Origin of the sequence: Ureibacillus galli (genome assembly GCF_014836845.1) — a bacterium.
Classification (GTDB): domain Bacteria; phylum Bacillota; class Bacilli; order Bacillales_A; family Planococcaceae; genus Ureibacillus; species Ureibacillus galli.
The window spans coordinates 327,093-341,053 of the sequence record NZ_JACSQA010000001.1; the positions used below are offsets into that span (position 1 = coordinate 327,093).

Below are 13,961 nucleotides of genomic sequence, written 5' to 3' on the forward strand. Positions count from 1 at the left end.
ATTGTAAAATAACGCCTATTCATTACTTTTAATAATCCGTTTCTACATCACCCGTTTAAACATTTTCTCCACCTCATAGGTAGAAAAATGGATCATAACCGGCCGGCCGTGGGGGCATGTGAAAGGGTTATCGGCTTTCCGTAAATCATTTAGTAATACGACCATTTGCTCTTTCGTCAAATAGTAATTTGCTTTAATCGACTTTTTACAGCTCATCATAATAGCTGCTTCTTCACGAAGTTTTTTCACATCGGCTTTTCGCGTTTTTAATACTTGTTCGATTAACTCTTCAATAATTTCCTGTTCAAAGCCCTTAGGGAACCAAGTTGGATGCTCCCGTACGACAAAGGAAGATTGACCAAAATCTTCTAAAAAGACACCAACTTCTTGTAAAGCATGTAAATTTTCTTTTAAAATGATCGCTTCATCTGCTGAATAATGGAAAGTTAAAGGAAGTAGTAAGGATTGACGTTCGTTCGGATTCACTTCCCCTACTTTTTCACGGAAATATTCATATTTGATTCGTTCTTGCGCAGCATGCTGATCAATTAAATAAAAACCGTCTTCCATTTGGGCAACGATATAAGTACCATGTATTTGTCCGACGATTTCTAGCTCTGGGAATGGTTCCCTCTTCTCTACAACTTCCTCAACGCTCTGGGCAGAATGTTGTTCATCTTGTTGAATCGTTGGTACATCCCATTGTTCCACTGGCTCTGTTGGTGTCTCAAACAACACTTCCTCTTCTTGAACTGCTTCGTTCTGGAGAGGTTCCGCAGTTTCCTTTACTACAGATTGTTCCCCATTCAGCTTGTTCACAATCGCATTGATTTTAGCCTCGTCAAAAGTAGGAGCTTGGGCAGGTTTCCAAAAATTCATTTGTTCAGTTGGAACACGGTTTGGTTTTTCTTTCTTTTCCGCAACCGGTACATGAATAGCTGAACGAATCGCATTATTAATCGCTTCTTGAATAAGTGGTAATAATTCCTGCTCTTTACTTAAGCGGATTTGTAATTTCGCCGGATGAACATTGACGTCCGTTAAATACGGATCCCCTTCAATGTATAGGACAACTAGGGGATAACGTTCAATCGGTAAATACGTATGGTAGGCATCAACAATTGTTTTTTGTATTAAATAATGCTTAACCCATCTGCCGTTCACAAAGATGGACATATAGTTTTTATTTGCCCGTGTGATTTCTGGTAAACTGGCATACCCATGTACTTTATAGTCTTTTGATTCCGCGCTAAAGGGAATCATTTTTTTCGCATTTTGAACACCATAAATTGCCGCGATGACTTGTTGAACATTTCCTCTACCATTTGTTTGAAGGAGCGTTCCACCGTTATGTACAAGTTTAAAGGCAATTTCCGGATAAGCGAGGGCTAATCGGTTCATGAAATCAATGGAATGACCTAGCTCTGTTTGAATTGTTTTTAAGTACTTTAATCGAGCAGGGGTATTATAAAATAGTTGGGCGATTGTTATATCTGTCCCTCTACGGAAAGCGGTTGGTTTTTTTGAAACGACATGTCCACCTTCTAGTTGAACTTCTAACCCGTTGTTTTCTCCATCGGACGTTTTCAAAGTTACCTTCGACACGGAGGCAATCGATGCCAATGCTTCTCCACGAAAGCCTAACGTACGAATACGAAATAAATCTTGTTCCTTTGAAATTTTCGAAGTCGCATGGCGTGAGAAGGATTTTAATGCATCCTCCTCATCCATTCCACTCCCATTATCCGTAACTTGAATGGAGGTTAATCCTGCTTCTTCGAGAAAAACTTCAATTGATGTACTTCCTGCATCAATGGCATTCTCGACTAATTCCTTTACAACAGACGACGGCCGTTCTACTACTTCGCCTGCTGCTATTTTATTCGATAACCATTCATCCATAATTTGAATTTTTCCCATGTTGAAAAACCTCCTTTTTGTTTGATTTTTAATGGGCAAAAGTGTGAATTGATTACATTTTTTTATTTTTTATTTAATAAAGTTTGTTGTAATTCATAAAGAACATTCATTGCTTGGATGGGTGATGTTCCCATAATATTCATTTTCTCAAGACGGGCTAGAACTTCTTGTTCTGCTTCCGTTAAGGCGCTACCTTCTTCGTTATTGCCTGTGTTCCCCTTCTCTTCTTCAAATAATGATAACTGAAGTCCATCATCTGCACGTACTCGCTCTAGTGGGGACACTACTTCTGACGCTGAGTCCTTCGATTCAAACTGTTCCAGTAACACTCTTGCTCTATCAATAATATCTTCAGGCATTTCAGCAAGTTGGGCTACGTGAACCCCATAACTTTTATCCGCTGCCCCTTGTCGCACTTTATGTAAAAAGACTACTTTCCCATCTTTTTCTGTCGCACTAACATGGACATTTTGAAGTCGTTGCAATTGCTGCTCAAGAGCTGTCAATTCATGATAATGGGTAGAAAATAATGTATTGGCACCAATTTTATCGTGAATATATTCCATCATCGATTGGGCTAACGCCATTCCATCATAGGTAGATGTTCCACGGCCAATTTCATCAAATAACAATAAACTGTTCGCTGTTGCATTCGTGATCGCATGTTGTGATTCTAGCATCTCCACCATAAACGTTGATTGACCTGCAACTAAATCATCGGCTGCACCGATGCGTGTGAAAATTTGATCCGTAATTGGCAAGTAAGCTTCATCTGCTGGGACGTAACAACCCATTTGGGCTAATACGACGATTAGGGCCACTTGGCGCATAAAGGTACTTTTACCGGACATATTCGGTCCAGTAATTAACATCATATTTTTATCGTCAGTTAAAATGCAATCGTTCGGTACATACATTTGTTTATTTAACATTTTTTCTACGACAGGGTGACGACCACCAACAATTTTTAAAGCACGTCCTTCATGGAAAGCAGGTTTTACAAATCGATACTTTTCGGAAACAACTGCAAAACTAATATAAACATCTAATTCACTAATGTTAGAAGCTAGGGCTTGTACACGTGGAATAAAGGCTTTTAACTGTTCACGTAACGCTACGAATAAATCATATTCTAATGCTAAACTTTGCTCTTCTGCATTTAAAATGATTGCTTCTTTTTCCTTTAGTTCCTCCGTAATATAGCGTTCAGCATTAGCTAACGTCTGTTTTCTTTCATAACGAGATAAATCTGCATTGGCAATATTCGATTTTGTAATTTCGATATAATATCCAAATACTCGATTGTAGCCGATTTTCAAGTTTTTAATACCTGTTAATTCCCGTTCTTTTTGCTCTAATTGGGCAATCCAATCTTTTCCGTTTCGAGCAGCAAAACGCAGTTCATCGAGCTTAGCATCATAGCCTTCCCGTATGACATCTCCTTCTTTTATTGTAATCGGCGGGTGATCAGTAATCGCTTTTGATAAAAGCTGTTCCACATCGGTGCATTCATCAAGCTTTTCACCTAACCTACTCAACGTCTCTTTCCCAGACTGAAGAAGTTGTTCCTTAATGAACGGCACTTGACGCAACGATTCCCGGAGTTGGGCTAAATCACGACCTCCTACATTTCCAAAGGCAACCCGTCCTGCTAAACGTTCTAAATCATAGACTTTTTTCAATAGTTCGCGAAGTTCATTGCGAATAAAAAATTCATCTAAGAAATCCGTTACAATAGCTAGTCGTTGTTCAATAGCGTTTCGGTTAGCTAAAGGTTGATGGAGCCATTGTTTTAATTTACGTCCACCCATTGCAGTGACCGTTTCATCTAATAACCAAAGTAGCGTTCCCTTTTCATCGCCTCCACGGATTGATTGAAGAAGCTCTAAATTCCGTTGAGAGTTTGTATCAATTCGTAAATGCTGTTTTGTTTCGGTATATGTAAATGGCTGAATATGTGATAGAGAACGCATTTGAGTACGTTCTACATATTGCAGTAAATATTTGGCTACACCGTGTAAATCGTTCGGTAAGTTTTGAATATATTTTCCCGATTTTTCCTCCGGCATTTCTTGTTTTTCTAGTGATAGAACAATTCCTAAGTTACTCGCCTGTTCAGCTAATAAAATTTGTAATTGCTCTGTCACAACAAGTTCACGAATATGTAAGGCCATTAACTGTTGAAGTAACGCTTTTGAACCACCTTCAATAATCGATGTGGCTGCTTCCCCGGTGGAAATATCTAAGTATGCAAAGGCAAATTGGTTTTCCCCCAACTGTTCCGCACTTGCTATGAAGTGATTGGATTTCCCGTCAATTGTTTTCCCTTCCATTAACGTACCCGGCGTAATCAGTTGAACAACTTCACGCTTCACTACACCCTTCGCCTGCTTTGGATCCTCAGTTTGCTCACAAATCGCTACTTTATAACCTTTTGATACTAGTGTTTCAATATACCCTTTTGCCGAGTGATGGGGTACACCACACATCGGAATCCGTTCTTTCGTCCCCGCATCTCTACTCGTTAACGTAATTTCTAAAATTTGTGATGCTTTAACGGCATCATCAAAAAACATTTCATAAAAGTCACCTAGTCTATAAAATAGAAAAGCATCTTCATATTCTGATTTAATTAATAAATATTGTTGAATCATTGGCGTGTATGTCGTCATTTTGTTACCTCTCTATACTACGAATTACTCTATATGATTGGACAAACACCGTTTTTTCTAGAAACGGGGTATTTCCATATTTCAGTTTACTCAATAATTTTATTTTCCCTTCTAGTATAACAAAAATCTATAATAATTGATGTTTCCCTATTCTAATTAAAGGAAACTTTATATTTGAAACATTACGGTTTATTTGAAATATAAAGAAGAGCGCCGGTGGGTTCTACTATTTTCTAGTAGATGGCGCTCTTACTTTATTAATGAAATGATGACGAGTCGTCACTAATTTTGTAGCCGCTGCTGGAAGAGGAAGAGGATGAAGATGAACTACTTGAGCTTGAGCTAGAACTTGAGCTTGAGCTTGAAGAAGAGCTTTCGTCTTCATATGTCCAATCTTCTTCTACTTCAGTAGTATGAACAGAGACAACAACTTTCGTTTCTCCAATCACTTCTACTAGGAATTCACGTTCGATGACTACATTGAAGCAATCACCATTTGGTGTAATCACTGCTTCAATACAGTTAGGTTGTTGTAATACCCGTACATGACAGTCGTTAGAATCGATTACTTCTTCATCGCGGTAATGAAGTTTGATGCGATCTTTGTATTGAACTGTCTCAGTGTGTACAGCTGTTTTAGAATGATTATTGTACGCGTACCACACGTTTACATCGAACTTACCTGAAACCTCAACATATTTCCCAACTTTCTTTGCATTATAGTGATGGTTAATAACCCAGCAACCTAAAATGCTCGTTGGAGTATGTGAAGGACGTAACACTTCACTACTTTCAACTCGTTTTTTACCTTTAGCGACAACCGCTTTTGTCACAATTTGACGCAAACGTTTCAACGCATTTTTCCTCCTTTACATCTTGTCGAACTATAGTATGCGGCTTCTGCCTAATTGGTGAAATGTCACGGATTCGTTTTACGATTATTTTTTAAATAACGTTTTCTTGTCACATTTGACTACCCTTTGATGTCGAAAAAAACATGACCTTTAATTTTTTCGAAAGATTGTGGGATATCTTGTTTAAGGGAGAAAACGTAAGTGTTATTGTACTTTGAAATTCGAATCATTTGCTACTGACAACTTATAGTATTAAAGATGGGCAAATAGTGTTCCTAAAAATTTGGGTTGCCTAGAAAAGTTTTAATGGAGGATGTAAAGAGGTGTTTTAATGCGAAAATGAAACTGTATAAAAGAAAAACCGTCTCAGAATGAGACGGTTTTTAATAGAATTATGAACAGCTACCAGGCGTACTATTACGAACTTTTGAACCTGTTTCGCCACGTAATAGATCGCCACCTGTTGATTCGATAATTTCATTTGTGACGTTGTTAGCAATCGCATTTGATACTAATTGTAATAAGCCGTTTACATCCATTTGAGATTGCTTAAATTGTTGAACAATTGGAAGCTCATCGATTTCTTCTTCGATTTTTGCAATTTTCTCTTCGATTAATTTTAACGCTTTTTCTTTCCCTAAGTGTTGGAAATTAACCGCTTGTTTTTGTAACGTTTTTAAGCTGGCAATTTTTTCACGAACATGTTGATTTTCGTTAATTTGCTCCTCAGCTTTTTTGAAAAATTCCACTTCTTCTGTGTTGGCAATCATATGAGCAATTTCTTTTGCTTTTTCTACGATTTCATCTTTTGTGTAAAGCTTTGTTGTCATTATACTTCCACCTCATGTCGATTAACTACTTCTACAAACTCACCACGTAGGGAGTAAGATTTCGCCTCGATTATTTTGACTTTCACAATATGGCCAACTAATTCTTTTGGACCTGCGAAGTTTACTAATTTATTTCTTCTTGTGTAACCCGCTAACACGTCATCTCGTTTTTTACTGCTTCCTTCAACTAACACTTCGACCATTTGACCTTCGTATTTTTTCAAGGCTGCCGCGGAAAATTCTGCAACGACTGCATTTAACCGTTGTAAACGTTCCTTTTTCACTTCTTGTGGAACGTTATCGTTCATTTTTGCAGCTGGTGTACCTTCCCGTGGTGAGTAAATATACGTAAAGGCTGTTTCAAATCCAACTTCACGATATAAATCGATTGTTTCTTGGAATTGTTCTTCTGTTTCATTTGGATAACCGACAATTATGTCCGTTGTTAGAGCAACATCTGGAATGGCCGCTTTAATTTTACGAACCAATTGTAAGAAATGTTCACGAGTATATTTACGAGCCATAATTTTTAAAATTTCATTGGAACCCGATTGAACCGGTAAATGAATATGTTCTACTAAATTGCCTTTTTTCGCTAATACTTCGATTAAATGATCATCGAAGTCACGTGGATGACTCGTTGTGAAACGGATACGTGGAATATCAATTTTACGTAACTCGTCCATTAAATCTCCAAGACCGTAATCTAAATCTGTAAAGTCTTTACCATAAGCATTCACATTTTGACCTAGCAGCATAATTTCTTGATAGCCTTGGGCAGCTAACTCCCGTACTTCTTGGATAATTTCTTCGGGACGACGACTACGCTCTTTCCCGCGTGTGTAAGGAACGATACAGTATGTACAGAACTTATCACAACCGTACATAATATTCACCCAAGCTTTAATGGCACCATTACGTTGTTTCGGAAGGTTTTCAATTACGTCCCCTTCTTTTGACCAAACTTCAATGACCATTTCCTTCGACATGTACGCTTCTTTTAAAATGTGAGGTAAACGGTGAATATTATGTGTTCCGAATACCATATCGACATGTTGATAAGTTGTTAAAATTTTATTTACAACCGACTCTTCTTGTGACATACAACCACATACGCCGATTAACATTTCTGGATTTTGTCGTTTATATTTTACTAAGAACCCTAGTTCTCCAAACACTTTATTTTCAGCATTTTCACGGATAGCACAAGTGTTTAATAACACGACATCTGCTTCTTCAATTTTGTCAGTAGGATCGTACCCTAGCTGCATGAAGATTCCAGCCATAACTTCTGAATCGTGCTCGTTCATTTGGCATCCGTAAGTACGAATAAAAAATTTACGACCTTCGCCCATTTTTAAGAACTCTTCATCGATTGCGAAATCCTTATGGTATTTTACTTCTTCCTTCCCACGTTTTTTCGCATCTTTTAATGAAGGTGCCGTAATGACACGTTCAAAATATTTACTATAATCCTTTTCGGGCTTAGCATTTGTAGGTTTTGGTTGATTAACTTGCTGACTAGCTAGTCGTTGTTCCTCATTCATTGAATCTAGAAACTCCTTTCAAGATTGGTTTCGTACATTCGAATCCCATTTTAATATTATAACGAATTATAACTAGAAAGAACAATATGGGGTATTAAAAGTTTAGAAATATTTTGATGAAGAAATCATCAAAAAGGAATACTTCTTTAGGATAAAATCAATAACGTCATACTGATTTTAGCCCCCTTGAATAAAAGCATTGTATTGCTCGAGATCATTTTCCTTTAAGATTGCAAGGAAAGTAAAACACAATTGAACAACAGACTGCCAATTCATCCGATAACGTTCTTCAAATTGATGTTTCGGTAATTGTAAAACGTCTTTAAAAACAGTCTCAGGGTCCATTTCTTTTCCCTCTAAATATTTTAGAAACGCTAAAAACAGTTTATGGTCTTGTAAAACTAGCGTTTTGTCATGAACTAATTTGTCAATATCCTCAGCATTTTGCAAGGAGTTGGCCTTGCGGAACATCCTATGTAATTTCTCGTTATCCTTCTTCTGTTTAATAGAAATAAAATCTATAATATCATGCAATGGAAAGACCCTCTTTCCTTATTCGATAACCTTCATAATAGTAATAATAACTCAATTTCATGTTCTATACATAATGAAAGCACAAAAAAGAGACTGATTACTAGCCATCAGTCTCGTCATCTTTTTTAATATTTAAGGTTTCATTACTTCATCTACAACCCGTTTGGAAGCATTCCCATCTTCCCATGCACAAAATCGATTATAAAATTCATCAAAGTTCGGTGGTACCGCAAATCCATTGGCTTCGAATTTTTGAATTTCAGAAATCACTTCTTCAGTCGTTTTTACTAATGGACCTGGCGCTTTCTCCTCAAAATCAAAATAGAAGCCGCGCAAACGATCACGATAATCTTCTATATCATAAACAAAGAAAATCATCGGACGTTTCAAGTTCGCAAAATCAAAGAAAACCGAAGAATAGTCGGTAATTAATAAATCCGAAATCATATAAAGCTCTCGAATATCTTCATGTTGTGAAAAATCATAAACGAATCCTTCAAAACCTGATAGTTCTAATTTCGATGCAACTAAATAATGAAGACGAAGTACAATAATGTACTCCTCACCTAACGTTTCTTTAAAGCGAGCTAAATCTAATTCGAGATCGAATTTATATTTTCCAATTTCATCGTATTGATCATCTCTCCATGTAGGAGCATATAATATAATTTTTTTATCTAACGGTAAATCGTGATTTTTTTTGAAATTAGAAATACTTTCTTCATTATTTGCTTCGTATAAATAATCATTTCTAGGGTACCCAGTTTCTAAAATCGCATTTTTATAAGCAAATGCTCTGCGAAAAATTTCTGTTGAATAAGCATTTGGTGAGACTAAATAATCCCAATTAGCAGCTTCTTTCAAAAATTCATTTTTATAGTGCTCAGTGTCGGTTCCTTGCATATAAACTTCTTGTATATCCATTGCTAGTTTTTTTAATGGAGTTCCATGCCATGTTTGTATATAAGTTGTGTGATTGGGTTTAGGTATCCAAATCGGCATACGGCTATTTGATATCCAATATTTCGCTGTTGCCATTAAAAATAACCATTTTATTGAAAACCGTGGAACAACTTGAATATCTTTCTCTTTAAAATTTTGTATTAATTTAGAGTCAACACTCCAATATAGTTTGAATTGAGGATGATTTTCTTTTATATACTCGTAAAGTGCTCTAGGATTATCACTAAATTGTTTGCCTAAAAAGCTTTCAAACATAATTAATCTTTTATCCGCTGGAAATAGTCCTACAAGCTGAAATATTAATTTATATATTATTACAAATAACTTTTTTAACATCGTTCTAAATTTTTTCATAGAAAACCTTCTTAATTATTATTCTCTGTCAAATGCCTATTTATAATATACTGCACTAGTTTTTGAGATGATAAACCATTCGAATACTCATTCCACTTTACATTGAAAGCTTCATAATCAACCGATTCGTATGGAAAAGATTCAATATAATTCATAACTTCCTCTGTATTTTTTGCGATTGGGCCGGGAACAATATTTTCATAACGTTCCCATAATCCAGGATTTTTTTCGTATTCGCTTAGATCATATGGATAAAAAATCATGGGCTTATTCATTAATACATATTCGAATGGAATTGAAGAATAATCTGTTATTAAAAAATCAGAAACTACTAACAATTCATTAATGGAAGCTTCTTTAGAGAAATCAGTAATAAATTCGGCCTCTTCCAATTCTAATTGCATAGAAATGGAAGGATGCATTTTAATAATAAAAATATATTTATCTTTTAATCTCTCTGAAAGTAGTGGAATATCTAACATTAAACGATTGTTTTCCTCTTTTGCCCGATACGTTGGGGCATATAGAATAATTTTTTTTCCTTTAAATTGAGGATACTTTTCATAGAAAAATAATCTCAAGCTTTCTTTGGATTCCATATCGAAGAAAAAATCAGTTCTTGGATAACCAAAAGGTAAAAATTGGTGACCCTTAATGTGAAAAGCTTTTTCAAAAATTTGTGCAAAAGTTCTAGAATTAACCACTACCTTATGAAAATTTCCATAGACAGATAATAAACGTTTCTTTTCCCTATCACTTCGTTTTTCCACTGTTTGATCGAGTAAACCAAAATTTTTAATGGCACCAGCAGCATGCCATATTTGAATACACTCTACCTCATCTCGGAAATTAGCAGCAGCTAAAAAACCATAGTAATTATCAACAATAATAGTTTTGGCAGTCATCATATGGTATGCAGCCATTAATTCCGCCCATATAATACCACTTTCAATTTGATAAATTGGTTCAGAAACCACTTTTTTTATACTAGAAGCACAACTTTTTTTACATAGAAAAACAATTTCACCTGGAAATTGTCTTTTCTTCATTTCAGCATAAAGGTATTGATTATTATCTAAAAAACTTGCTACTACAACTACTTTATTTTTTAGAGGAAATAATTTAAAAATAGCAAAACAACACTTATAAAAAAACAAATAAATTGAAATAAATAATTCTCTAATCATTTTTCATTTTGACTCTTCAGTATTTTCATTTGTAGAACTCATGAGCTCTAAAAGATAACTTTAATTAAAAGTCATTTTCTCCTTTCTACCCTATGGCAAAGTAGAATTTAAATAAAACTATAGCATAATTTCTTATTTTTTTCAGTTTTTGTTTAATATGTTTTTAAGTATTTCAAAGAAATTTCGTTTTAATAATATTCTTTTAAAATAGGATGCAAAAATAAGGGAATACTCTTCTTGGACGAAGAATATTCCTAAAGAACTTAGATTATAAGGTTTACTTCATAGTTACTTTTCTAAAATCTCATTTATCTTATTTTCTAGTAAAATATAAGCATTCTTTTCGTTTTTATTCATGGAGTATATTCCTTTTATTTCCTCATATCTTCCAAAAGGATATTGTTTTTCTATGTTTTGTAATTTAAAGCTTAATTCATCTTCATTATTTACATAGAAGTCGGAAAGTTTTTCGTGCATATCTTCATATACTCCTCTGGCATCTGCATATTTTTCGAAATCGGTAATATACAAATAAAAAGGAATATCAATAGCTAATCCATCAAAAATGATAGAAGAATAATCACTTATAATCACATCAGAAATTAATATTAAACTTTGTGTCTCTAATTCATCATCTGGAATAATGATGTTTTTATTATGTTTATAGCTCTTAGAACCCATACTATGTTCTTTATATATAATTACATATTCATCGCCTAGCTTTTGCTCTAAATCCTCAACTTTTAGTAGGTACGATAAATCAAGATTTTTGGATTTGTAATTGTAATCTCTCCATGTAGGGACATATAATAGAACTTTTTTATTTTCAGGGATATTTAAAGTTTTTCTTATACTATTCTTAAGTTCTGTGTTGTTAACATTATCTTTTAGCCATTGGACTCGAGGATAACCATAATTCATTATAGAATCGCGGTCAAAGTCAAAAGCTAACTCTAACTTTTCTGCTCCACTAGTAGAATCCGCTAGAAGATAATCCCATTTACTAATATCCCTTTGTTTATTCCTTTTATGATTTTTATTAAAGTTTGAAATATAAAATTCATGACTATCAAAAAATAGCTTTTTAAATGGTGTCCCATGCCATAGCTGTATCCAGGTAGATCCTTCTCTTTTATTAAATGCTAATGGAACCCAGCTTTCTGCAATAACAATATTAGATGTTGCTAATTTTTCGTAAAAATTCATACTTCTTGGAGTAATTCGGTATTTTTTAGGCACATTTTCATCAGTAGTGACAAAATATATATTTAAATCTTTTCGCTCTTTTAAATAGTCAAAGAAGTACTTTGAATTACCTGCATATCTATAATCAAATCCTAAAAATAAAATAGATTTATTTTTCATCGGTTGTTGATAGAAAGAATTTATTTTTGACTGTCTTCTTTTATTTATTACTTTTTTCCCGATTTTAGAGTTAAAAACTTTCCATTTAATTTTTTTAGCAATATTTAGAATTGCATTAAGTTTACCTTTCTTATATAAAAACCAAACAAATAATATTAAGTTAACTTTTGTATTTTGGATATATTTTCTTCTAAATAAAAAATGATATAGTGGTACTACATTTTTAGGAACTTCATAGTCCTTCTTCTTATCATTCAACAGTTCTAAAACTTTTCTTAGTGTACTTTTACGATATTTTTTTGGTGCTCTGCGATCCAAATACGTTAGTGTTTTTTTAATTAAATATTTATATACATTGTAATATGCCATTTCGGACCTTGGGTTAAACTTTTTCAATGTATTTTCTACAGCTATTAGTAAAGAATCGACATGTAGCGTACTGTTAGTATTTGTTTTTGTAGTTGAATATTCATTAACTCGTACTCGGTATAAAGGATTTTGAACTACTCCAACTTTATTAGCATATTGGGCCACTTCTATATAGAATTCAAAATCTTCATATATATATCCTTCACCAAATTTAATGTTATTTTTTAAAAGGAATTCTTTATTGTAAAGTTTATTAACAGTAAAATATGTTTCTGCATTATAAAGTAATTCTGTTTCTTTTCCTATTAACAAATCTTTAAACATAAATTCATCGTTATTTACGTAAACTAATCCCTTTTCCTCATAATAGTAAGTCCAGTCACAAATAACAAAATCGCAACCAAACTCCTCTGCCTTTTTAAATAACTTTTCAAAAGAGGTAGGATCTAAAAAATCATCTCCATCAAGGAAAAATACATATTTACCCTTTGCGACACTAACTCCTAAGTTACGTGCAGTACCTTGTCTCATATTTTTTTCTTGTTGAATAAAATTTATCTCTAATTGAGGGTTTTGTTTTATAAAATCTTTAACTATCTCAACAGTTCCATCAGTAGAACAATCATCAATAACTATTATCTCTATGTTCCCTTTAAAAGTTTGTGTAGAGATTGAGGATAATGTTTTTAAAATGTATCTTTCAACGTTATATGTTGGTATTATTACTGACAAATCATAATTCATTAATTTTCCCTCACTCAAATATATTTCTAAAATCATTTATACTAACTTTATTTTCTTATTATAAATTTAGACACATAGTATATATTAACATAAGCATAGAATTATTTGCTATCCCGATTAAAGATATAAGCTGAATATTATATTATCATAATGTCATATTTTTCTTTGAGATATAATAAGTTTTTAAATTAAGCAATCCGTTTTTTTGTATATTTCGATTTTATTACAGTTATACGACCACTTTTTTTAATATTATTTAACATTTTTAATAATATATACGACTTAATTTGTTTTATTTGTATTCTATTTAAAGAAATATATTTTAACTAAAAGTTTCAATAAATACTTCAATATAAAAAGAGGCTGGGACAAAAACCCTCCTCTAAATAAAAAAAGCCGGTGAAATTTTACGAAAAGTAAAATTTCACCGGCTTTGAATTTTTTACAATAAAATAAGGACCTCTTCTGATAAAATTAAGTTACCACACAAAACCATATCGAAAGAAGGATCCTTATGTTTAAAGATTATAACATGAATCAACTCATTTTGCCTTTAGATTTAGAAGTAAAATTACAAAATAATGATATTGCTTTCCATATCCATCATCTAGTTGAAAGTATC

At 33.6% G+C, this 13,961-nt stretch carries 8 protein-coding genes and 1 pseudogene; all 9 read right to left on the reverse strand.

Features of this window, described 5'->3' with window-relative positions; translation table 11 throughout:
* Positions 1–42: 42 nt before the first annotated feature.
* Complete coding sequence (gene mutL / locus H9636_RS01695) at positions 43–1,920, reverse strand: DNA mismatch repair endonuclease MutL (protein WP_191705905.1); 1,878 nt, start codon at positions 1,918–1,920, stop codon at positions 43–45.
* Positions 1,921–1,982: 62 nt separating this feature from the next.
* Positions 1,983–4,592, reverse strand: a complete 2,610-nt coding sequence (mutS, locus tag H9636_RS01700; RefSeq protein WP_191705906.1) for a DNA mismatch repair protein MutS — start codon at positions 4,590–4,592, stop codon at positions 1,983–1,985.
* Between the two features lie 257 nt (positions 4,593–4,849).
* The gene (gene cotE / locus H9636_RS01705) at positions 4,850–5,446 is read right to left on the reverse strand and encodes an outer spore coat protein CotE (protein ID WP_191705907.1); all 597 of its coding nucleotides are present in this window, start codon (positions 5,444–5,446) and stop codon (positions 4,850–4,852) included.
* A gap of 392 nt (positions 5,447–5,838) precedes the next feature.
* Positions 5,839–6,276, reverse strand: a complete 438-nt coding sequence (locus H9636_RS01710; RefSeq protein WP_122970476.1) for a RicAFT regulatory complex protein RicA family protein — start codon at positions 6,274–6,276, stop codon at positions 5,839–5,841.
* The gene (gene miaB, locus H9636_RS01715) at positions 6,276–7,823 is read right to left on the reverse strand and encodes a tRNA (N6-isopentenyl adenosine(37)-C2)-methylthiotransferase MiaB (protein ID WP_191705908.1); all 1,548 of its coding nucleotides are present in this window, start codon (positions 7,821–7,823) and stop codon (positions 6,276–6,278) included. Before miaB ends, H9636_RS01710 begins: the two co-directional genes overlap by 1 nt.
* Positions 7,824–8,000: 177 nt before the next feature.
* Positions 8,001–8,357, reverse strand: coding sequence for a hypothetical protein (locus tag H9636_RS01720; RefSeq protein WP_191705909.1), 357 nt, complete (start codon positions 8,355–8,357; stop codon positions 8,001–8,003).
* A gap of 132 nt (positions 8,358–8,489) precedes the next feature.
* Positions 8,490–9,674 (reverse strand): annotated as a pseudogene (locus tag H9636_RS01725) (CDP-glycerol glycerophosphotransferase family protein); the annotation flags it as partial.
* Between the two features lie 11 nt (positions 9,675–9,685).
* Positions 9,686–10,861 (reverse strand): CDP-glycerol glycerophosphotransferase family protein, encoded by a 1,176-nt coding sequence (locus tag H9636_RS01730; protein ID WP_191705911.1) that lies wholly within the window; start codon positions 10,859–10,861, stop codon positions 9,686–9,688.
* A gap of 288 nt (positions 10,862–11,149) precedes the next feature.
* Positions 11,150–13,339: a bifunctional glycosyltransferase/CDP-glycerol:glycerophosphate glycerophosphotransferase gene (locus H9636_RS01735; RefSeq protein ID WP_191705912.1), complete on the reverse strand. Its 2,190-nt coding sequence runs from the start codon at positions 13,337–13,339 to the stop codon at positions 11,150–11,152.
* Positions 13,340–13,961 lie beyond the last annotated feature (622 nt).

Bases quoted from the DNA above. Each gene is read 5' to 3' on its own strand.
- mutL (WP_191705905.1), bottom strand. From the start codon at position 1,920: ATGGGAAAAATTCAAATTATGGATGAATGGTTATCGAATAAAATAGCA.
- mutS (WP_191705906.1), bottom strand. From the start codon at position 4,592: ATGACGACATACACGCCAATGATTCAACAATATTTATTAATTAAATCA.
- H9636_RS01710 (WP_122970476.1), bottom strand. From the start codon at position 6,276: ATGACAACAAAGCTTTACACAAAAGATGAAATCGTAGAAAAAGCAAAA.
- miaB (WP_191705908.1), bottom strand. From the start codon at position 7,823: ATGAATGAGGAACAACGACTAGCTAGTCAGCAAGTTAATCAACCAAAA.
- H9636_RS01730 (WP_191705911.1), bottom strand. From the start codon at position 10,861: ATGATTAGAGAATTATTTATTTCAATTTATTTGTTTTTTTATAAGTGT.
- H9636_RS01735 (WP_191705912.1), bottom strand. From the start codon at position 13,339: ATGAATTATGATTTGTCAGTAATAATACCAACATATAACGTTGAAAGA.